Origin of the sequence: Alkalihalobacterium sp. APHAB7 (assembly GCF_048323755.1) — a bacterium.
Classification (GTDB): domain Bacteria; phylum Bacillota; class Bacilli; order Bacillales; family Bacillaceae_F; genus Alkalihalobacterium.
Genome location: NZ_JBLWFS010000011.1, coordinates 1 through 21,134, shown reverse-complemented (window position 1 = coordinate 21,134; position 21,134 = coordinate 1). Strand labels below are relative to the sequence as shown.

Here is a 21,134-nt window from a genome sequence, read left to right as displayed (position 1 = left end):
ATCCAACCCAAAACTTTGGATCATGGAGTGTGTTTAGTTGATAGCGGTCTATGTTTATTTAGGAGTATTAGTCTTACTATTAATTGGAGAATTTATAAAGTCAATCAGTTTGAATAAAAATAACGGGGTATTTGTTCAATCGAAGTTTTCCATATGGCTGTCGATCCTGCCTACGTTACTCATTTTTCCTCTACAAGAAGGGCTGGATGATCGGTTTCTTTTAACACTATATATTGTAGTTATTGGCGTTTCACTTTTGATTCTATTAGCAAATCTAGCCAACATTGGATATATCACAATATATAAGTCAACCGGGCATCGAACAGCAGATGTCATTCGCTGCGTTTTACAAAAACACCATATAAGTTTCACCGAAAAAGAATATCTGGTCGATTACTGTGAAATTACATTTATATTACCAGACAATCAATTAAGAATTTGTGTAGAGTGGACGGAATCAGAAAGTGTTTTTACAACGGTAAAGGTCCGTTTTAAAAAAGCTTGGAGATATCCGGAAGCTGAAGTTTTAAGAGAAGATATTGTTGAACAGTTACGTTCAGACTTAGGGGAGCGATCCTTTTCAACAAGAGTATGGCTTCAAATTGCTGGGGTAGCCACGGGTTTAACGGCGTTAATGGCGTTTATAATTCTAGTTAATTAAACGTTTATTTAATAGACTTTGAAAGAAATTTCTAAAATAATTTGTAAAATGACTCATAGAAATTGAAAATTGCACATAATAACAGGAAAATCTTTAATAAAGAGGGATTAGTAATGTTACTATCAAACGGTGTAATTAACACAATTTCAGTATCGGCTGCTTTAATATCCATGATCCTTGTGTTGCTCCTGCAATGGAATATTGAAAAGGAAACGAAAGAACGGAAGCTTTCACTATTCTTTCATTGTATTAATGCCCTCGTCATGCTTATGTTTTATAGTACGTCTCAATTAGCATTATATGGATCGGTTTCAACATACAGTGATCACGGTGGATTTGCTCGTGTTTTATTGGAGGCGCTCGTTTTCCCAATTCCATTTATTGCGATTACTTATGTTCTAGCAGCTGTCACGTATCGTAATTATGTTCGCCCCTATGTAAAAGTAAAGGGATCAAACTTGGTTGTGTTAAAACGTAGGCGAAGATGGCGGATATAAATAGATATCTTTGGTTCTCAGCGTAATACAGAAAATTTTTTAAAGTACACGACGAAAGACGAAAGTATACTCTTCACAGCAGTAAAATAAAAACGCAGCAGTTCTTGAACTGCACCTCAATTGTTAGGAACTCACTGACAGTTAGAGGTGCAGTTTTTTTTTGGGGCCACTGTCCGCTTAAGAAGGGGAGTTGCTGCACTTTTCTGGATTTAATATAGTGCCTAAAAAACAATTGACACATTTGTATATACAAGTTACTATTTCAGTATAGAAATCTTGTATATACAAGTTTTATGAAAGCGTATTTTTGGGTGATTTATCCATTACATAAAGTACCTCAAAACTAGAATAAGATACTGTTGTAGTGAAACATTAAATGGTAGGAATAATAGGATAGATCCTCATTTTTAAGTTCGAAATGAAAACGATATCAAACTAAAGGAGAGTTGGTTATGGCCGATGTTAACAGACAAGCCGTCGAAGAAATAATTGAAGCCATTGGTGGAAAAGAAAACATTGCTTCTGCCAGTCATTGTGTAACCCGTTTACGATTTGCGTTAAACGACGAAAATAAAGTCGATCAAGAAAAGTTAAGTAATATTGATATGGTAAAAGGTTCTTTTGCAACGAACGGCCAATTTCAAGTTATTATTGGACAAGGTCTTGTAGACAAAGTGTATAAAGAGCTTGTCAATATAACGGGAATTGGAGAAGCGTCAAAGGATGATACGAAAACTGCCGCGGAGAAAAACCTAAATCCGCTTCAACGTGCAATTAAAATGTTAGCTGATATTTTTATTCCGATTCTACCGGCGATTGTTACAGCTGGTTTATTGATGGGGGTAAACAACGTTTTAACGGCTCCAGACATTTTTTATCCTGGTCAAGGAATTGTAGATGTTCATGAACAGTGGGCCGATTTTGCTGGAATTATTAACTTAATTGCCAATACCGCCTTCGTTTTTCTCCCAGGTTTGATTGGTTGGTCAGCTGTAAAACGATTCGGTGGTAATCCATTACTCGGTATTGTTCTAGGGTTAATGCTCGTTCACCCTGATTTATTGAATGCATGGGCATACGGGGCAGCTTTAGAAGCTGGGGAAATTCCGTACTGGAACTTATTTGGATTAGAAATTGCGAAGTTAGGTTATCAAGGGCAGGTACTTCCGATACTTGTTGCATCCTATGTGTTAGCCAAAATGGAATTAGCATTAAACAAACGGGTGCCTGATACAATCAAACTTTTAGTCGTGGCACCTGTTGCCTTGCTTGTTACTGGTTTTATTGCATTCGTTGCGATTGGACCTGTTACTTTTACAATTGGTAACTGGATTACAGATGTTTTTGTTTGGACTTTTGGTAACTTTGCAGCCATTGGTGGTTTACTCTACGGAGCAATTTACGCACCGCTTGTTATTACAGGTATGCACCATACGTTCTTAGCCGTTGATTTACAGTTAATCGGCAGCATTGGCGGAACATTCTTATGGCCAATTGTTGCTCTTTCTAATATCGCACAAGGTTCAGCAGCATTAGCGATGTACTTTGCAACAAAAGAAGATAAATTAAAAGGGTTATCATTATCATCATCTATATCAGCATACTTAGGTATTACCGAACCGGCGATGTTTGGGGTTAATTTACGATTTAGATATCCATTCATCTGCGCAATTATCGGTGCCGCAACAGCAGGTATGTTTATTACGATTAGTAACGTTATGGCTCCATCTATCGGTGTTGGTGGTCTACCTGCATTTTTCTCTATTGTTGCTGATAAGTGGGTTCCTTTCTTTATTGGTATGGGAATTGCGATCATCATTCCATTTACATTAACTTATCTGTTTGCTAAATATAAAAAATTACAGTAATAGGGTCTTAGAAAACGAGGGAAATCCTCGTTTCACCATTCTCTAGATACAAAAAAATACCATTGGTTTGCCACTCTGCAGCCAATGGTATTTTTCAACATATGAGCGATTTTAGACAGACAAGATGAAGTTTAGCGCTTACGCAGAAGTTAAGGTGGTGGAGGTTAGCGATGAAAAAAGCATGGTGGAAAGAAAGTGTCGTTTATCAAGTGTATCCTCGAAGCTTCATGGATTCGAATGGTGATGGAATCGGCGATCTTCAAGGAATGATTTCGAAGCTTGATTATTTAAAAGAACTTGGCATTGATGTGATTTGGCTCTCACCTGTATATCGGTCACCAAATGATGATAATGGGTATGATATTAGCGATTATCAAGACATTATGGATGAATTTGGAACGATGAAAGATTGGGAACAACTTTTAGAAGAAGTACATAATCGTGGGATGAAATTAATTATGGACCTTGTTGTTAATCATAGTTCAGATGAGCATCAATGGTTTGTTGAAGCAAGGTCTTCAAAAGCGAATAACTATCGAGATTATTATATATGGAGATCTGGAAAAGATGGAAAGGAACCGAATAATTGGGGTTCCAACTTTGGTGGTTCGGCTTGGGAATATGATGAACAGACAGATGAATATTTTTTACACCTTTTTTCTAAAAAACAGCCGGATTTGAATTGGGGAAACCCTGCGTTGCGACAAGATGTTTATCAAATGATGACGTGGTGGCTAGATAAAGGAATTGACGGCTTCCGAATGGACGTTATTAACTTTATTAGTAAAGTGGAAGGTTTTCCGGATGACGTAGTAAAACCAGGTAAAAAGTATGCATCAGGTAGTAAATACTATCGAAACGGCCCCAAAATTCACAACTACTTACAAGAAATGAATGAGCAAGTACTCTCGCAGTATGACATCTTGACGGTCGGTGAAATGCCAGGGGTAAGCCCAGAGTTAGCCAAGCTTTATACGGCGGATGATCGACAGGAACTGAATATGGTCTTTCAATTTGAACATATGGGTCTTGATAATGGGCCAAATGGTAAGTGGGATTTAAAAGAACTTAACTTAAAGGATTTAAAGACCAACTTGTCTAAATGGCAAACGGAACTCGAACATAGTGGATGGAACAGCTTATATTTTAACAATCACGATCAGCCTAGGTCCGTTTCTCGATTTGGAGATGACAGGCAATATCACCGTGAATCTGCAACGATGCTTGCCACTTTACTACATTTGATGAAAGGGACGCCTTACATTTACCAAGGAGAAGAATTTGGAATGACGAATGTTTCCTTTTCCTCCATTGATGATTACCGGGATATTGAAACGTTAAATTTTTACGAAGAAGCGAAAGAGCAAGGTCAGACGGAAGAGCAAATCATGGCTAGTATTTATGCAAAAAGTCGCGACAACGCAAGAACACCGGTTCAGTGGGATGATAGTGCTAACGCGGGTTTTACTTCAGGTGAACCATGGATACAAGTAAATCCTAATTATAAAAAAGTGAATGCTAAGCAAGCGATGGAAGATCCTAATTCAATCTTTCATTTTTATAGAAAATTAATTCAGCTAAGAAAACAACATGAGGTTGTCGTTTACGGGTCATATCATTTGCTTCTTGAAGATCATCCTGCAGTTTTTGCTTACAAACGAACGCTAGGTCATCAAGAGTTATATGTCGTTTGTAACTTTTATGGTGAACCTGCGACAGTCGATCTCGATAAAGTGAGCGGAGGCCAGTTGCTAATCCGTAATTATAAAGAAACAGAAACCAATGAATTAAGGCCATATGAAGCTAGAGTCTATTTAGTAGAAAATCAACATTGAGGATGGTGCAGCAATGAACGAATGGTGGAGAAAATCAACAGTATATCAAATTTATCCTAAAAGCTTTAATGATACGACAGGAAATGGTGTAGGTGATATTCAAGGCATTATTGATAAACTAGATTATTTAAAGAAACTCGGTATTGATGTGGTTTGGCTTACACCAATCTACAAATCGCCACAGATTGATAATGGCTATGATATTAGTGACTATTTTTCAATTCATGAAGAGTACGGAACGATGGAAGATTTTGACCGATTGTTAACGGAAGCTCATAATCGCGACATCAAAATCATTATGGATATTGTCGTTAATCATACATCGACTGAACATGAATGGTTTCAGAAGTCGCAGCAATCGAAGGATAATCCATACCGCGGTTTTTATATTTGGAAAGATCCCGTTGATGGAAAAGAACCAACGAATTGGGTTTCCAAATTTGGTGGTTCAGCGTGGAAGTTAGATGAACAGACAAGTCAATATTATTTACATCTTTTTGATGTAACTCAAGCTGATCTCAACTGGGAAAACGAAGAAGTGCGTAAACAAGTTTATGACATGATGCACTTCTGGTTTAAAAAAGGTGTAGACGGGTTCCGCTTAGATGTTATTAACTTAATTTCAAAGGACCAACGTTTTCCGAATGATGATGGATCTGTACCCCCAGGAGATGGACGTAAATTTTACACAGATGGACCACGAGTTCATGAATTTATGAAAGAAATGAATAGCGAAGTGTTTTCGAAATATGACAGTATGACCGTTGGTGAAATGTCTTCAACGACAATTGATCACTGTATTCAATATACAAACCCGGATAGTAAAGAGTTAAGTATGACATTCAACTTTCATCATTTAAAAGTCGATTATCCAAACGGAGAAAAATGGGCAATCGGTGATATGGACTTCCATGCGCTAAAGGACATTCTCTCGAAATGGCAAGTGGACATGCATAAAGGCGGCGGCTGGAATGCACTGTTCTGGTGTAATCATGATCAGCCTCGTGTCGTCACTCGGTATGGAAATGATGAAAAATATCATAATGAATCAGCGAAAATGCTGGCGACAACGATCCATATGATGCAAGGTACACCTTACATTTACCAAGGTGAAGAGTTTGGTATGACGGACCCTAAGTTTGATAGCATCAAGGATTACCGTGATGTTGAAACATTAAACTATTATGAAATCATGAAGCAAAAAGGTATAAGAGAAGAGGAAATCATGGAAATTATTAAGCGAAAATCCCGTGATAACTCAAGAACTCCAGTTCAATGGAACGAAGAAAAAAATGCAGGGTTTACGACAGCGACTCCTTGGATCGATGTAGCTAGCAATTATAAAGAAATAAATGCAAAAAAAGCAGTGCAAGATGATAATTCAATTTTTTATCATTATCAAAAATTAATCCAATTACGAAAAGAATATGACATAATTACGCATGGAGATTATGAGTTGTTAGACCGCGATCATAACGAAATTTTTGCTTATGTTCGATCTTCTAATGATGAGAAGCTTCTTGTCATAAATAACTTCTATGATAACGAAGTGGCGTATGAACTGCCGTCATCTATTGAAGTGAATTCCTTTAATTGTGAACTGCTCATCTCGAATTATAATGAAGTTGCACCAATAGCAAACTCCATGACCATTCGCCCTTACGAATCGGTCGTTTATCACCTTATTAAAAAGTGATACAATTGTAATTGGTGATATTTGTGAAAAATAAATACGTGAAAATATACGAAGAACTGTCAAAAAAAATTGAAGAAGGAGACTATCCGGTCAATAGTCTTCTTCCTTCAGAAAATGAACTAGTCGAGCTATATGAGACATCGCGGGAAACGATCCGTAAAGCGTTAAAATTACTTTCTGAGCATGGGTATATCCAAAAAGTACAAGGTAAAGGGTCAATTGTGCTGGATGTCCAGAAGTTGAATTTCCCGATTTCAGGGCTTGTCAGCTTCAAGGAATTGGCGAAAAAAATGGGCGGTCGTGCAAGTACGATCGTAGAAGAGTTTACTGAAATAAACTTAGATGCTTTTTTAAAGGATCAATTGAAGGCGGCCGATGAAGATAAGGTTTGGAAGGTACTTCGTGTACGAGAAATCGCAAAAGAGAAGATCATTTTAGACAAAGACTATTTATTAAAAAAATATGTCCCTAACCTCACACGGTCAATTTGTGAAAACTCGATTTATGAGTACATTGAAAACGACCTAGGTTTAACGATTAGCTTTGCTAAAAAGGAAATTACGGTTGAAGAACCGACCGAAGAAGATCGACGTTATCTTGATCTGGACGGATTTGTTAATATCGTTGTTGTTAAAAACTTTGTATATTTAGATGATGCGAGTTTATTTCAATATACGGAGTCCCGTCACAGACCGGATAAATTTCGATTCGTCGATTTTGCCAGAAGAAAAATTAATTAAAAGGTGAAACGTGCACTCCTGCTTCTTTCTAATTATTTAGTTAGAAGTGGGGGTGTTTTTGTTTTTCAGCGGGTAATGATTGGTTGAATTAGCAAGTAGTCTATAGCGTAAAGAGGAATTTTTTTCATGGGTGCAATTTCTGAAATGATGAAAATAGCGAAACTAAATCAGTCGTTGTTCGTATATATTTGAATAACTACATAAGAAGAGGTGACGACATTGAATAGGCTTAGACCGTTAGTACTTTTATCGATCGTTTCTGTTATTTTTCTAATCATCTATTATTCTGTTAATACAGAACCCGTTTATCCGGTTCAAACCGTTACTAAAGAAGACATAACCGAGTCGATTGAACAGCTTACTAAACAATTTGACCTGAATACGGACATTAAATCAAAGGCGCCAACATATGAAACAAGGGCCAACGAAAGTATCGGTCAATATATTGCTAAACAGAAATGGACAAATGAAGAAATTGAAAATTTGGCAGGTGAAATACCGATCTATACGATTTCTGTGCTAGTTGACATGGATCATTTTGAAGTCGATCCTTTCACAGCCGAAGTGGTTCGTGCCAGTAGTATCTACTACGAGATTAATAGTGAACAAGAAGTGAGTGACTTTATTGAGAAGATATTTGGAGTGGGCTTTGAAAAAGTAGATGAGGAGCAAACCTTTTTTGGTGAGGTTGAGCAGGTTTATAGCCGTGGTGAAGTAATGGGAGACATCGAGGAAAAGCTAAGTATTACTCTTACCGATCATGCAATTATTGGATTTCATAAGTATGGTGAAGTTCGTGATTTTCAGCTATCGACGGAATTATTTAACATTTGGGAACTGATCTTAGTCTTTATTTTTATGGTTACGATAGTCATCATTGCGATTGTTGCAACTGTTCAACTAATTAAAAGGTTGAACAAAAACGAAATAGAAACCTTTTTAGGCCCTATTCTTATTTCTCTTTTAGCCGGGGTGGGATGGTTTTTTGGACTCTATTTAGCAATGGGTACAGTCGATATTTTTAGTTTACTATTTACAGGTGTTCTCACATATACGACGTTTATCATCCTTCTGATAACGGCGAAGAAAGCAGACTACGTGCAGCCGTTCAGCCAAATAGCCATCAAGCTTCAACCTGCCGTCTGGAATGGATTTTTACTGATGCTCGTCTCAACGGTTTTAGTAACCATTTTTTATGGGATCTGGGCACAGTTTGGGGCATGGACGTCACCCGTTATGGATTACTCCATATTTCTAAATACACCGCTATGGGCACTGCCTGTGTTTGCTCTTTCATTAGGAATTTGTGCATCGATCAGTGAAGAGACCATTTTCAGGCGGTATTTAATACCTGCCTTTGACCGTTGGGGTGTCATTTTCTCAGTGATAGCGACCTCTTTTTTATGGGGGATTGGTCATATGGGATATCATATGGTCCCGTGGCATATTCGTATATTTGAGTTTATGATTATTGTCGGACCATTCTTCTACTTTGTGTATAAAAGGTATGGATTTGTTACAGCGATCTTCTGTCATTACTTTTACAATAGCTTATTCGGTTCGATCTTTCTCATATCGATCTATTGGCCGGTTGGTGTATTGTCAGTTGTTTTAACGTTAGTTCCATTTCTTGTCTTTTTGAAACGATCACCTGAAGAAAGAGGTAGTTTGTTGTTCCGGTCGGTGAGCTAGATAAGTTTTTGAGAGTATTAGTAAGTGAGTTTACCCCCAAAAAGAGATAGCAGTTAATTGAACGATGAAGAAGAAACCTGTATTTATGGATTGCAATATTACTATCTCTGAAATGTGGTAAAAAGGGATCTGAGTTGAGTATAGACTAAAATATTCCTAAAACTAGTCCACTTTATGGATTAGAGCAAACCTACTTTCCCTAATACGTAAAGTTAATGAAGAAGAGAACGAACTGTATTTTTCGTTCTCTTCTTTTTTAGCGCATATTATTTTGATTTCTCTGCCTGCAAATAACGCTTATCTTTCATGAACAGTCGCCAGAAGATGTAAAAAGCAGGTACTAAGATAGCTAAACCAATCCCGTATCCAATTAATAATGAGTAGAACATTGTCTCATTGGTGAACGCATCAAAAATAGTTAAGTCCGGATATAAAATATAAGGCATATGAGCCATTCCGTAGGCAAAGCTTGCTAAACCAAATTGAGTTACGATAGCAAGCACGGCCACACGAGGTTGTCCGATATCGACTTTCTTTGATGGCCACCATAGTGCACTGTAACCTAGGGCAAAAGCAATTAACGATAGTGCAAAAAGCTCCCATTCTCTTGCCATATTGTCTACCATCCATGGTGCCTCAGGTATCAGTGTCAAAGTAGCTGCGACAGCAAAGCACAACGTAATCGGACCAAGTATGATCGCATTTCTCCGATACACATGATAAGTACTTTCTGAATTCGCTTCCCGTGCATAGTCGCTTAATAAGAGCGAAGAGAGAAATAATTCTGTACTTAAACCAAATCCTAGATGAGCGTATAGAGTAGGGCTCGTTAGTAACTCGTTATATAGTATATATTGGCGCGTTCCAACGGTTTCAACAAAACCGCCAATGGCGATAGGAAGCATACTGACCATTAAAGCAGGGATTAAAAGACCTGTAATTCCAGAAATGACGGTCAACATTTTCGTATACTTTTGGACGGTATACGAGTAGACCATAAAGGCACTACGGATCGTTAACAAAAGCAAAACAAAGCTTACAGGAACAATCATTATTGTACCTAGTGAAAATGCCGCACCTGGAAAAAAGCCAACGAGAGCAACGACTAATAAGACGAGAAAAACATTCGTTACTTCCCAAGACGGAGAAAGATACCGATTGGCGATACTTGAAGCTTTCGTATCTTTTCGTCCGTAATAATACATCGCCCAAAATCCAGCTCCAAAATCAATAGATCCCCCAATAGAGTAGACAAATAAAAACACCCAAATGATTACAATTGCAATATATGCTTCATTCAAGGAACATTCCCTCCTTAAGGAGTCGCTTCGACTTCGAGATCTTTAGAGACAGGATTTCGCTTAAAGTAGAAGTTCATCACTAAATACGTTAAGACAAGGAGCATGACGTAAAGTGTGATAAATAAGAAAAACAACATGCCGAGATTTCCAGATTGTGTAGCGGCATCAGCCGTAAGCATCACTTGATGTATGGTCCACGGTTGTCTAGCGGTACAACTAAAAATCCACCCGGTTTCAATGCCAATCATCGCAAGTGGACCACCGGCAATGACCGGAACTAAAACCCAAGCAGGAAAGGGCTTATCCTTCCTAAATATTCGGTAAGCTAAAGCGAGGAAAGATATACCGATCAACATCGTGCCAATTCCGACCATTATATTAAAAAGAGTATGAACAAATAATGGGGGCCACTCTTCTTCAGGAAAGTCATAAAGACCTACTACAACGCCATCTGTTGACCCTGTAGCTAACCAGCTGAGCATACCTGGAATTTCAATTCCACCGACCACACGCCCAGCTTCAGGGTCAGGTTCACCAAAAATCGCGAGTGGAGCATTGGATTGAGTTTCAAATAGTCCTTCGGCAGCTGCTAGTTTTACCGGTAAATAATTATGAAGCATAACGGCAACGTCGTGACCATTAACTGAAGTATAAACAGACGTAATTGCAGCAACGATTAAAGAAAGAATCATGCCTTTTCGGTGATACATACGTTCACGGTCGGATAACCCCCCGCGAATGAGGCGATAGGCAGCTACGGCAGCGATAGCAAAAGCACCAGCTAGATAAGCCGTGCTCACTACATGTAACGCTGTCACATAAATACTCGGGTTAAAAACAGCTTCCCAAGGTCTAACGTTCACAACTTGACCACCGACGATATCAAAGCCACGTGGGGTATTCATCCAGGCATGAGCGTCCGTAATTAGTACGGCAGATGCCGTAGCACCAAAAGCTACAAAAAATACACTGATAAGACGCATTGTACTTGACAGTCGGTCAGCCGCATAAATATAAATCGATAAAAATACAGCTTCAATAAAAAAAGCAAAGATCTCGACTTGGAAAGGCAGGGCAATGACTTGACCGACCATCTCCATAAAACCAGGCCACAACAATGAGAGCATAACACCAACAATGGTTCCAGACGGAATAGCAACACCTAATAAAATTGCTACACCCTTTGTCCATCGTTTAGCCAATAGTCCATAATCATTGTCTTTCGTTATCGCACGAACAATTTCTGCGATTAAAATCATTAGTGTAATTCCAACACCAAGTGTTGCAAAAATAATGTGAAAAGCCATAGACGAACCAAAAAGCATCCTTGCCAGTAATACGTTATCCATTGATTTTCTCCCTTTCCATATAATTACCATAAATAAAGACTTTTCCAACCCTTTTTACTATTTGTTAGAAAATGTAATAATATGCGAACGAAATGGATTGCTAGATTATTCTACAATAGTGAAGTTTTTTTATATGATGAGGGAAGATAACATTTACTCAATGAAAAGAAAGGGGATGCATTCAGTTATATAAGAGAAAATACAAAATGAATTAAAATAAACAATTATATGAAAATTGTAAAATAAATAATGAATGGTCATTCATTCTGTGGTAAACTTTGAGTAGTTAAAGCAAAGGAGCGAATGAAAATGGCAGTAAAAGAAACATTAGAAACTTTAAAAGAAAAAATGAACAGTAATCCTGAAGGAATCCAAGGGCTAAATACAACGTATCAGTTTGATTTAACAGGTACTGATGAAGGGATCTATCAAATTAAATTTGAAGATGGACAAGTAGAATATGTTTTAGGTGAAACTTACGAGCCAAAATGTACACTGGCGTTATCAGATGCTAACTTTTTAAAGCTAGTAGCTGGTAAGTTAAATCCAACAATGGCTTTTATGGGTGGTAAGTTAAAAATCAAAGGTGAAATGGGATTAGCATTAAAATTACAAAACGTTTTAAAAAGCTATCAATAATAGTAAGAACAGGGGACCGCATTAGCGGTCCCCTGTTTCTGTTAAGAGCAACTATTTTCAGTTTGATTTTCTCCCTGTAGTTACGAGATCAAACTCTTTTGCTTTTCTTTCTTCAATACGCTTTTCTATTTTATTTAATGCGTCCTGATCCTGAAGTAGTTGTTTTTTGTTTTCAAGAACTAACTCTTCAAATGATGGTGCGTGTTTTCTCATCTCTCATCATACCTTTATATTTTATTATAGGTACATCCTATATACATCTATTGTAATCTTTATTTATGAAAAGAGTATCAATAAATTGTTACAATTTTTTAAATAATTATTTTTTTCTGGTGAAGTTTGTAAGAAGAGGTGAAATGTACCTTTCGTATAGAGCAAGCTGTCAATTCATATTTATAAAAGATGAATAAAGGGAAAGCAGGGGGGCGCATAATGAACCACTATGAAAACTGGTATAGGAGCACTGCTGCTGCAACAATTATAGAACAGTTACTAACAAGGGAGAGTACATCGATTATTACTTATGATTATTTAATGGTTATTGCTGAAAGAGAAGAAAGCAAGGAATTACTAAGACAAGTTATTCAGGTCCGGCGAAGAAGTGATGAGCAACTCAAATGGGTGTATTTTCAATTAACAGGACAAATGGTCGCGGTCGATCAAGATGTATTTGAAAGACCAGATACTTACCTAGGAGGAATTGCAAAAAAGGTTGAACGACAAGACCGAAGATTAACAAGTTTAAGACGGTTGCATTCGGAATTAACAAGGAATAGATTCCAAACTGTCGTTGAAAATATTATCCTAGTAGAAGATTGGGTCTACGAAGTACTTCAGTACTTAGATAGATAAAAATAGTTTCAAACTTTTATCCACAAGTTTATCCACAATTAAACTATCTGTGTTAATTAGTAAAAAGTATATATTTATAAGTTGCTAACATTGTTCACAATCTGTGGATAAGTAATGTGGAAAAGTGCAAAAAAATTATTTTAAAACTGTAAGCGATTACATTTTAAAAAGAGGTTTACAAACATTAAATACGTTGATAGAATATTCATAAATTTAAAACGATTTAAAGCGTTACAGTACAAAGAGAAAAGTTGTAACTGATGTCATGAGATTGTTGTTATTGGAGAACAGGTAGAAACCTTATGTATGGTTTTAATTATCAGAATATTCATTTAATTTTTTAATTAGGGGGAGTTAATTATGACAGTGACAGTTGAAATGAGAGTATTAGAAGAGATGGAAAAGAAGATTGAAAGATTGACTATGGAGATCCAAGAATTACGAAAAGTTGAAAATGGGTTTGAACCATTAGAAACAGATATGTTTTTAACAGAAGTTTATAACTAATTAGTAATAAAGTTTACTGCTATAAGGCTGACTTGAGAGTAAAGTGTCTAGCACCTCAACTACAGATATAGTCGCTACGTATATCGAAGCCCATTATATCGAAAAGTTAGGAGGGAAAAGCACTGTCTAAGTCAGCTTTTTTTCGGTAAACAATTAATTAGAGAAAATTCGAATCAGGGAGAGAATGATATGCTTGAGGGAATACGTATTTTAGACTTTTCGCAGTACTTGCCAGGGCCCTATGCGAGCTTAAGACTTGGAGACATGGGAGCAGAAGTTATAAAAGTCGAGCCGTTAACCGGTGATCCTGCTCGTGCACTCGGAGATAAGCGGGATGGAACGGGATTAATTTTCTTAGCGAACAACCGCAATAAAAAAAGTATTGCGCTCAATCTTAAAGAAGATGAAGGTAAACAAATAGCTCTTGATCTGATGAGAAAATCGGATGTTGTTATTGAGAGCTTTCGACCAGGAGTAATGGAGCGCCTCGGTTTGGATTACCAAGTAGTGAAAAAAGAAAATAAGGATATCATTTACTGTTCTCTCACTGGTTATGGGCAAGATACAGCTTTAAGTCATTTTGGCAGTCATGATATTAACTACATTGCATTAAGTGGATTGCTTAGTCAATTAAAAGATAAGCGATCTGAACCTGTTCACCCCACGATCACGCTTGCTGATTTAGCTGGTGGAATGGCTGCTTCAGAAGCGATCTTAGCTGCGCTTGTTCAACGTTCGATTAAAAAAGAGGGTAGCTATATTGATTTATCCTTAACAGATGTCATGGTTTCCCTAATGAACAATCACGTGCTGATAGCAAGTGAAAAAGGGCGGCAACAAGGGGTTGCGGAGCTAACAGGGGCGATGATTTCTTATCACGTTTATAAAACGAAAGACAATCGTTATATGAGTTTAGGTGCTTTAGAACTTAAGTTTTGGATTAATTTTTGTAATGCAGTGGGCAAGGATGAGTGGGTATCTGCACATATGTCTGAAACAACAGATCAAAATCCGATTTATCGAGAAATGAAAGAGTTGTTTCAATCGTACTCAATGCATGAATGGATGAGCTTTTCACAAAAAGTAGATTGTTGTATGGCACCTGTGCTAGAACCAGGTGAGTTAACATCATCTAAGTATGTAAAGGAACGCCGTTTGATTTTTACTCCTTTCGATGGGTACCCTGAAGTGGCAACTACATATGATAAGGACAATCCCACGTTCCCTGATTTACATCCAGCACCATGTTTAGGGGAACATACAGAAGCCATTTTGAAAGATGTGCTGCAATATCCGAATGACAAGGTCAGTCGATTAAGAAAGAATAAAGTGGTTAAAACGGAAGGAGTTTATCATGGTGTATCTTAAATGTGAGCAAAAAATAACTACCATTACGCTCCCGACTCCTTTTTTAGTAGGTCCGGTGAATGTGTATCTAATTGATGGGAATGAAGCACTTACCCTTGTAGACACTGGACCTAAAACAGAAGAAGGCTGGAATGTGCTGAATCGTGAATTAAAAGCAAGAGGGTATGTACCGAGTGATATTGAGCAAATCATTATCACTCACCATCATCCTGATCATGTTGGTCTATTGGATCGGTTTGAGAATGCAAAAAAGACGGGGCATGCTAAAGTTGTTCCATGGATTGAACAGGATGCTACGTTCTTAAGAAAGAGTAGTGAATTCCTTTCTCAGTTTTATAAGGAACATGGAATGGATGAGAATGTGATATTGGAAATTCATCAACGTAGTTCTAGCTATCGTCAATTTACGAGTAAAGCGAGCGTGAATTATATTGTAGGAAATGGTGATGAAGTGCCTGGTCTTAAAGGTTGGAAAGTACTTGAGACACCGGGGCATGCGCAAACACAAATTATGATTGCGCATGAGGAAGAACAAAAGGCCATTTCAGGGGACCACCTGATTAAGCACATTTCCTCGAATGCGATTATTGAAGCGCCTTATAATGAAGAGGAAGAGCGTTCAAGGTCCTTATTGCAATATCGTGAATCGCTAAAAATGTTAAAAAATTATCAATTAAAAGTGTCTTATTCAGGGCACGGCATCCCAGTTGTTGATATACCATCATTAGTGGACGAACGAATAAAAGAACAAGACCTTCGAGCTGCTCATATTAAGGAACTGATGGGGAGTGAAACACTAACTGCTGTTCAAATGACGCAACGACTATTCCCTAAAATGTATGAAAAACAACCGGAACTAACATTTTCAGAAACATTAGGGCACTTGGATTTGCTTGAAAGTACAGGGCAAGTAAAATGTGTTAATAGTGAAGAAACTATATTTTATAAAGCGAACTGACTGGGTGTTCGTTCAGTAGGTTGTCCTTTTTTCCTGTAACGATTATTGTTAAACTATAGGTATGAAAGTATTTCCAGAGGAGGGGCACCAATGGAGAAAAAACAATGCAATTCAGTTTGCAAAGGTATCATTATCGGAAGTGCTGTGGCTGTGGCTGCATTATTAACGTACCCCAAAACGCGAAAGAAAATCGTTGAAGGTGCTGAAGAAATGAGGCATGCAGCACAAGGTGCTACATCGTATATTAAAGAAAATCGGGAAGAACTCATCGAGAAGATCAGAGATACGAGCACACAAATATCTGATGCATTAAAATCCGTTAGTCATGATGTAAAACAAATATCAGAAAGTGCGCAGCACATTAAAACAAGCTCAATTGAAGTCATTGATGCAGCTCGGGATGCAGTAGAGGATATAAAAAAAATTAAAGAACCGAAAAAAGAAGATCCGTTCGAAGGAATATAATTCCTCAAAAAGATGAGCATATCTTGACGAAGTTGTGACATCATAATTAGTGAGGAAGGCAATAGCATTCCTCGAAAAAGTTTTTCACCAAAGCTGAAGGAAATAACGATTGTTGATCAGTACCTCAAGAGGTGGTTGCGTTGAACAGTTATGCAGAAAGTGTAATTTGTTAGTAACTTCTTTGAAAGAGGTGTCTATGAAGGACAAATATCGTTACGGCCCCAGAAGCATTTCATGGTGAATATTGTAAAAAGGTGACCTGTACGGGTCACCTTTTTACGTTGTAGTATTGATGTTTTTTTAAGGCTCTACAAGCAAAGTGTGAAGCGAAACCGGTCCAAAAGCAACAGGTACACGAAAAGAGCCTTTTTAATGATTATTGATACTTTTGTGTATTGGTCTAAACGGATATTGATTATAAAGAGCTCAAAAAAATAAAAAAACATGTGCATACTTTTTTGTGAGTCGGACATCATAATAAACGAGGACGGCGGTTAGCTATCCTCAACCAACAAGTCCACATCCAAGAAGATTAAAATTACGGTTTAACATTTTGTCAGTACAACCTCAGAGGTGAATTGCGTTGAACAATTATGCGGAAAGTGTAATTTGTTAATACAACAAGTTCGTTGAAAGAGGTGTCTATGAAGGACAATAATCGTTACGGCCCCAGAGTGTAATTTTTTGAATTAACGATGTGGTACTTGAAAGGGAAGGTGGCCACTTTCGTTGGCCGCCTTCTTTTTTTTAAAAAGGAGAGGTGTTAACGATGAGTAACAAAAAACACAATAAAAAGAATAAAAATAATACAAGTCATAAACATTCAAACAATCATAAAACGAGTAGTTCAGCTAATAAATCAAACGGGTATCATTAAATTCTTGAGAAGCACTGAAAAAGTGCTTCTTTTTTTAGTTTGATTAGGAATATAAATGGTAATAGGGTTATATATCTTGTCCTAAAGGGGGAATTTTTTTGGCTTTCTCAAAACGAATAAAGGAATTAAGGGTGTCCCAGTGTGACAAAGGTGTATTAACCATTTATTTAAACACACTGCGTAACGGTCATGATGATTGGAAGCTGCAATTAAAGAATGGTTTGAAGAAATTAGAGCAATATGTAATGGCAAGGAAAGACACAGAGGAATTAAAGAATTTTCGGGATGTAAAAAAGAAAGTAACAAAACAACTGATGGAAAGTCAACATGATATGCAAAAAGCTGTAGTGATCTTTGCTTCACTGGATCAAAAAATATGGGAATTCCACCATCTGCAGCTTACTGTAGAAAATAGTTTCTGCTGGGAACAAGAACCGATGCTTGAACAACTAGAGGCTATACAACAGCAGTATCCTGCAAGTGGCGTATTGTTATTGCAACAAATGGATTTGCTAGCTTTAGACACACGTCTTGGAGAAGTAACGCAACAAATACACTACACACTAAACGTAGAAGATGAAAATTGGAGAAAGTATGAAGGAACGGCTGCTGGAGAACGAGTGGCATCGAGCGCAAATCACAAGGATCAGTATCAAGAAAGGTTAGAAGTTAATCAGCAACGTTGGTTAAGGAAGTTGGCACCGTTAATTGATCGTAAATCCAAAGAGTTTCAGTGGCAGGGAGTTTATATAGTTGGTTCAAAGGAGCTAGCGAAAGAGTTAGGAAAATACTTGCAAACGAAAATTATAAGAGTAGTTCCGAAAAACTTATCTTCATTCCCAAGTCATAAAGTAGTGGGTGAAGTCATCGGATAAAAACTTTTATTTCATCCTCTATTTATATACTTAAATATTGCAGTTTTTAACTGAAATTTATAACTATTTTTCAAGATAACGGCCTCTGGGTCCTCTAAGCTAATAACTTTAAAATTGAAAAAAGGAGGCTGAATGTATAACGTCAGCCTCCTTTTTTAATAATTATGCTGTTGCTGCTTTTTTTACAGTAGCCGGAGCTTTCTCCTTAAAAACAACTCCTAAAATGAAAACAATTAATAATATTCCTCCAACGGCAAAGTAGATGCTTCCCCGCTCCATAACATCAATTAAAATACCACCTGTTAATGGGCCAAGAATACTTCCTAAACCAAAACTTACAGCGGTCATTACATTTCCAGTCGGAAGTAAATTTCTTGGAAGTAAATCTGCTAAATACATTACACCTAGGGAATATAAAGAACCAACTAATGCTCCTGCTATTGTGAAAATGAAGAGAAGCAGTAAATACGACTGCTCTACAAAAATCATACTAAAGAAAGTGAGGGAACCAAGGAATGTAACGGTTAGAAGTATCTTTTTTCGTCCCCATTTATCACTTAGTAAACCAAGAGGGAGTTGAGTGATAAGTCCACCAATAACAAACGCAGGTAAAAGAATCGATACCCATTCTATTGTTAATCCAGATCGTAAAGCATAAACAGGATAATTTCCGTGAATCGATGCCTCGAGAAAGCCGTAACAAAATCCAGGCAATAAAGCAAACCAAGCTAATTTAATCACTTGTTTATAACGACCCCATGTTCCAGTCTGCTTAGCCGTCTCGAGATCATTTTCAGGCCATTCGTTTTTTAGAAAAAGCACAAATCCGTAAGAAAATAAACTAAATGACGCTGCGATAATAAAAGGTAAGTATTCATTAATGGCTAATAACCTTGTCATAAAAGGTCCAGCGCTAAACCCGAGCCCAAATGCTAATCCATATAATGAAATATTTCGGCCTCTTTTATGGATAGGACTTGTCGATGTAATCCAAACTTGTGTTGCAAAGTGAATCATATTATCGCCTATTCCGACAATCATGCGCAAAATAAACCAAAACCAAAAGACTTGCCAAAAAGGAAACAGAAATAATGAAATAATGATTAATATAAGACCGATCGTAATAACAGGCTTATACCCATATTTACGAACAGGTTTTTCAATAAAAGGAGATGCTAAAAGAATACCGATATATAGAGCAGCCGCATTTAACCCATTTAATGAAGATGAAGTACCAGCTTGTTCTAACATAATAGCCAATAAAGGAAGCAACATCCCTTGTGAAAAACCAGCAATTAAAACCATTAAGATTAGAACTGCAAAACGGTAGCCAGGGTGATTCTGCTTATTTTCTATGTTTGTATTCATAAGCGTCCTCCCGAGAAGAAATTTTAAAACTCATACCTTACTTATTGTAATGCCCACCAATAGATATTCAAGAAAAATATTTATAGATGGGTATAATATTTTTAGCATATAAGGTGACGTAAAGTTGAAACCTTTGTACAATTAAACTAATAAATAGGTAAGGGATGTGTAGGGATGGAATTTATAATGAAGGAAAATGGTTTTAAAGCAGAGTTTGAATATGGAACATTACATATTTCAGGGAATGAGGAATTTGGGTTTCGGCCGTATCAATTATTAGTATCTTCAATTGCTGTATGTAGCGGCGGTGTTTTACGTAAAGTATTAGAAAAGAAAAGAATCGTTTATAAAGATGTTAAAGTAACTGCAGACGTAACTAGAAATCCTGAGGAGGCCCAGGAAATTCAAAAGGTTCATATGCATTTTATTATTACAGGTTCTAATATTAGCGAAGAGAAAATAGAAAAATCGTTAGCTGTCACTAGGAAAAATTGTTCTATGGTTCAATCGGTTAAAGATAGTATTGAAATTACTGAATCCTTTGAGATTATCGAAGGATGAGTAAAGTATTTATTGGGACATCGTTAACCATTGGGTCGATCCTGCAGGGGTTAGCGATGTCCCTCTTCTTATTTCCGCATGCTATACCTTCAGGTGGGGCAGCTGGAATTGCAATTTTATTCGAACATGTTTTTTCTATTAAATATGAATTAACTTTATGGACCTTTAATCTTCTCTTGCTTACTATCGCTTATAGGTGGATCGGCTGGTTTAGTGTAGTTAAAACGTTTTACTCAGTGACAGTAACTTCAATTACAATCGGACTGATGAGCTCGTTATCGCTTGGTCCTTTATCTTCTGTATATATGGATATGTTTTTAGGTGCATTAATATTTGGGGTTGGTGTTAGTCTATTATTTATTAGTGGAGCTTCATCAGGTGGAATAGCAATTATTGTGCATGTTCTTCATAAGCAGATCAATGTGATGCCAGGGAAGTTATTATTTCTTTTTAATTCGACTATTTTTCTGTCATTGGCAATTTCAATTGATTGGCTAATATTGCTCTATGCGCTGATAACACAATTTATCTCTGCGAAGATTATTGACCTTTTCTATAAATTGTTTCATTATTATATATTGGATGGACAAGTTGCTGTTTCAAAGTAGTTTTTTGAGGAAGCAGCTTTGAAATTATTTTTATATAATTTATAGTTGACGTAACGACTAATAAGTTATATAATAATTTTTGTCGCTAAGGCGATAACCATTTATCAAATTTGATTTCAAAAAAAGTTTTAAAAAAGACTTGCATTTGAATTTCTGATTTGGTAAGATAAATCTTGTCGCTGCTGAAGCGGCAGTCGAAAAAGTTCTTTGAAAACTGAACAAAAAGCCAAGCGAAATAAATGAGATACATGATATCTCGTCAATGTTTTAAAAAACGTCACGTTTGTGACAGTGAGCTATATCAAACACTTTTATGGAGAGTTTGATCCTGGCTCAGGACGAACGCTGGCGGCGTGCCTAATACATGCAAGTCGAGCGGACTTCATAAGAGCTTGCTCTTATGAAGTTAGCGGCGGA

20 protein-coding genes and 1 rRNA gene are annotated in these 21,134 nt (G+C 37.0%); 17 read left to right on the top strand and 4 right to left on the bottom strand.

What is annotated here, in order from left to right:
- The first annotated feature begins 37 nt into the window (after nt 1-37).
- The 7 genes from ACNSTQ_RS12540 to ACNSTQ_RS12510 all read left to right on the top strand — a co-directional run bounded on the left by ACNSTQ_RS12540 (nt 38) and on the right by ACNSTQ_RS12510 (nt 8,989).
- Nucleotides 38-661: a hypothetical protein gene (locus ACNSTQ_RS12540; RefSeq protein ID WP_418200163.1), complete on the top strand. Its 624-nt coding sequence runs from the start codon at nt 38-40 to the stop codon at nt 659-661.
- A 113-nt stretch (nt 662-774) separates the two neighbouring features.
- A complete protein-coding gene (locus ACNSTQ_RS12535) occupies nt 775-1,158 on the top strand; it encodes a hypothetical protein (RefSeq protein ID WP_418200162.1) in 384 nt (127 codons plus the stop codon).
- Nucleotides 1,159-1,610: 452 nt separating this feature from the next.
- Nucleotides 1,611-3,026, top strand: coding sequence for a PTS system trehalose-specific EIIBC component (gene treP, locus ACNSTQ_RS12530; RefSeq protein ID WP_418200161.1), 1,416 nt, complete (start codon nt 1,611-1,613; stop codon nt 3,024-3,026).
- A 170-nt stretch (nt 3,027-3,196) separates the two neighbouring features.
- Complete coding sequence (locus tag ACNSTQ_RS12525) at nt 3,197-4,861, top strand: glycoside hydrolase family 13 protein (protein WP_418200160.1); 1,665 nt, start codon at nt 3,197-3,199, stop codon at nt 4,859-4,861.
- Between the two features lie 13 nt (nt 4,862-4,874).
- Nucleotides 4,875-6,557, top strand: coding sequence for an alpha,alpha-phosphotrehalase (gene treC, locus ACNSTQ_RS12520; RefSeq protein ID WP_418200159.1), 1,683 nt, complete (start codon nt 4,875-4,877; stop codon nt 6,555-6,557).
- Between the two features lie 23 nt (nt 6,558-6,580).
- Nucleotides 6,581-7,297, top strand: coding sequence for a trehalose operon repressor (treR, locus tag ACNSTQ_RS12515; protein ID WP_418200158.1), 717 nt, complete (start codon nt 6,581-6,583; stop codon nt 7,295-7,297).
- A 219-nt stretch (nt 7,298-7,516) separates the two neighbouring features.
- Complete coding sequence (locus ACNSTQ_RS12510) at nt 7,517-8,989, top strand: CPBP family intramembrane glutamic endopeptidase (protein ID WP_418200157.1); 1,473 nt, start codon at nt 7,517-7,519, stop codon at nt 8,987-8,989.
- 266 nt (nt 8,990-9,255) lie between these two features.
- Here ACNSTQ_RS12510 and ACNSTQ_RS12505 read toward each other — a convergent pair whose 3' ends face one another.
- Nucleotides 9,256-10,290, bottom strand: a complete 1,035-nt coding sequence (locus tag ACNSTQ_RS12505) for a cytochrome d ubiquinol oxidase subunit II (RefSeq protein ID WP_418200156.1) — start codon at nt 10,288-10,290, stop codon at nt 9,256-9,258.
- A 14-nt stretch (nt 10,291-10,304) separates the two neighbouring features.
- On the bottom strand, nt 10,305-11,639 hold the full coding sequence (locus ACNSTQ_RS12500; RefSeq protein ID WP_418200155.1) for a cytochrome ubiquinol oxidase subunit I: 1,335 nt from the start codon (nt 11,637-11,639) through the stop codon (nt 10,305-10,307).
- A gap of 309 nt (nt 11,640-11,948) precedes the next feature.
- Between ACNSTQ_RS12500 and ACNSTQ_RS12495 the strand changes: the two genes are divergently transcribed.
- Entirely contained in the window at nt 11,949-12,278 is a 330-nt protein-coding gene (locus ACNSTQ_RS12495) for an SCP2 sterol-binding domain-containing protein (RefSeq protein WP_418200154.1), read from the top strand.
- A 57-nt stretch (nt 12,279-12,335) separates the two neighbouring features.
- Here the strand turns inward: ACNSTQ_RS12495 and ACNSTQ_RS12490 are convergent, their stop codons facing one another.
- Complete coding sequence (locus tag ACNSTQ_RS12490) at nt 12,336-12,491, bottom strand: FbpB family small basic protein (protein WP_418200153.1); 156 nt, start codon at nt 12,489-12,491, stop codon at nt 12,336-12,338.
- Between the two features lie 219 nt (nt 12,492-12,710).
- On the opposite strand from ACNSTQ_RS12490, the gene ACNSTQ_RS12485 reads away from it, so the two are divergent.
- The 6 genes from ACNSTQ_RS12485 to ACNSTQ_RS12460 all read left to right on the top strand — a co-directional run bounded on the left by ACNSTQ_RS12485 (nt 12,711) and on the right by ACNSTQ_RS12460 (nt 18,180).
- Nucleotides 12,711-13,130, top strand: coding sequence for a hypothetical protein (locus ACNSTQ_RS12485; protein WP_418200152.1), 420 nt, complete (start codon nt 12,711-12,713; stop codon nt 13,128-13,130).
- A gap of 360 nt (nt 13,131-13,490) precedes the next feature.
- Nucleotides 13,491-13,637: a hypothetical protein gene (locus tag ACNSTQ_RS12480; protein ID WP_418200151.1), complete on the top strand. Its 147-nt coding sequence runs from the start codon at nt 13,491-13,493 to the stop codon at nt 13,635-13,637.
- A 189-nt stretch (nt 13,638-13,826) separates the two neighbouring features.
- Nucleotides 13,827-15,005, top strand: a complete 1,179-nt coding sequence (locus ACNSTQ_RS12475) for a CaiB/BaiF CoA transferase family protein (protein ID WP_418200150.1) — start codon at nt 13,827-13,829, stop codon at nt 15,003-15,005.
- The gene (locus ACNSTQ_RS12470; RefSeq protein ID WP_418200149.1) at nt 14,992-15,963 is read left to right on the top strand and encodes an MBL fold metallo-hydrolase; all 972 of its coding nucleotides are present in this window, start codon (nt 14,992-14,994) and stop codon (nt 15,961-15,963) included. Before ACNSTQ_RS12475 ends, ACNSTQ_RS12470 begins: the two co-directional genes overlap by 14 nt.
- Before the next feature lie 90 nt (nt 15,964-16,053).
- Nucleotides 16,054-16,428, top strand: coding sequence for a YtxH domain-containing protein (locus tag ACNSTQ_RS12465; RefSeq protein WP_418200148.1), 375 nt, complete (start codon nt 16,054-16,056; stop codon nt 16,426-16,428).
- 975 nt (nt 16,429-17,403) lie between these two features.
- Nucleotides 17,404-18,180, top strand: coding sequence for a VLRF1 family aeRF1-type release factor (locus ACNSTQ_RS12460; RefSeq protein ID WP_418200147.1), 777 nt, complete (start codon nt 17,404-17,406; stop codon nt 18,178-18,180).
- A gap of 162 nt (nt 18,181-18,342) precedes the next feature.
- On the opposite strand, the gene ACNSTQ_RS12455 is transcribed toward ACNSTQ_RS12460, so the two are convergent.
- Complete coding sequence (locus ACNSTQ_RS12455; protein WP_418200146.1) at nt 18,343-19,548, bottom strand: MFS transporter; 1,206 nt, start codon at nt 19,546-19,548, stop codon at nt 18,343-18,345.
- A 174-nt stretch (nt 19,549-19,722) separates the two neighbouring features.
- On the opposite strand from ACNSTQ_RS12455, the gene ACNSTQ_RS12450 reads away from it, so the two are divergent.
- The 3 genes from ACNSTQ_RS12450 to ACNSTQ_RS12440 form a co-directional block, all read left to right on the top strand.
- The gene (locus ACNSTQ_RS12450; RefSeq protein WP_418200145.1) at nt 19,723-20,109 is read left to right on the top strand and encodes an OsmC family protein; all 387 of its coding nucleotides are present in this window, start codon (nt 19,723-19,725) and stop codon (nt 20,107-20,109) included.
- Nucleotides 20,106-20,717 (top strand): YitT family protein, encoded by a 612-nt coding sequence (locus ACNSTQ_RS12445; RefSeq protein ID WP_418200144.1) that lies wholly within the window; start codon nt 20,106-20,108, stop codon nt 20,715-20,717. The genes ACNSTQ_RS12450 and ACNSTQ_RS12445 overlap by 4 nt, the downstream gene beginning before the upstream one ends.
- Before the next feature lie 310 nt (nt 20,718-21,027).
- Nucleotides 21,028-21,134: ribosomal RNA gene (locus ACNSTQ_RS12440) — 16S ribosomal RNA — on the top strand; the annotation flags it as partial.

Excerpts from the sequence above, each read along its gene's own strand:
- ACNSTQ_RS12535 (WP_418200162.1), top strand. The coding sequence starts at position 775 with ATGTTACTATCAAACGGTGTAATTAACACAATTTCAGTATCGGCTGCT.
- treP (WP_418200161.1), top strand. The coding sequence starts at position 1,611 with ATGGCCGATGTTAACAGACAAGCCGTCGAAGAAATAATTGAAGCCATT.
- ACNSTQ_RS12525 (WP_418200160.1), top strand. The coding sequence starts at position 3,197 with ATGAAAAAAGCATGGTGGAAAGAAAGTGTCGTTTATCAAGTGTATCCT.
- treC (WP_418200159.1), top strand. The coding sequence starts at position 4,875 with ATGAACGAATGGTGGAGAAAATCAACAGTATATCAAATTTATCCTAAA.
- ACNSTQ_RS12500 (WP_418200155.1), bottom strand. The coding sequence starts at position 11,639 with ATGGATAACGTATTACTGGCAAGGATGCTTTTTGGTTCGTCTATGGCT.
- ACNSTQ_RS12495 (WP_418200154.1), top strand. The coding sequence starts at position 11,949 with ATGGCAGTAAAAGAAACATTAGAAACTTTAAAAGAAAAAATGAACAGT.
- ACNSTQ_RS12490 (WP_418200153.1), bottom strand. The coding sequence starts at position 12,491 with ATGAGAAAACACGCACCATCATTTGAAGAGTTAGTTCTTGAAAACAAA.
- ACNSTQ_RS12485 (WP_418200152.1), top strand. The coding sequence starts at position 12,711 with ATGAACCACTATGAAAACTGGTATAGGAGCACTGCTGCTGCAACAATT.
- ACNSTQ_RS12480 (WP_418200151.1), top strand. The coding sequence starts at position 13,491 with ATGACAGTGACAGTTGAAATGAGAGTATTAGAAGAGATGGAAAAGAAG.
- ACNSTQ_RS12475 (WP_418200150.1), top strand. The coding sequence starts at position 13,827 with ATGCTTGAGGGAATACGTATTTTAGACTTTTCGCAGTACTTGCCAGGG.
- ACNSTQ_RS12470 (WP_418200149.1), top strand. The coding sequence starts at position 14,992 with ATGGTGTATCTTAAATGTGAGCAAAAAATAACTACCATTACGCTCCCG.
- ACNSTQ_RS12465 (WP_418200148.1), top strand. The coding sequence starts at position 16,054 with ATGGAGAAAAAACAATGCAATTCAGTTTGCAAAGGTATCATTATCGGA.
- ACNSTQ_RS12455 (WP_418200146.1), bottom strand. The coding sequence starts at position 19,548 with ATGAATACAAACATAGAAAATAAGCAGAATCACCCTGGCTACCGTTTT.
- ACNSTQ_RS12450 (WP_418200145.1), top strand. The coding sequence starts at position 19,723 with ATGGAATTTATAATGAAGGAAAATGGTTTTAAAGCAGAGTTTGAATAT.
- ACNSTQ_RS12445 (WP_418200144.1), top strand. The coding sequence starts at position 20,106 with ATGAGTAAAGTATTTATTGGGACATCGTTAACCATTGGGTCGATCCTG.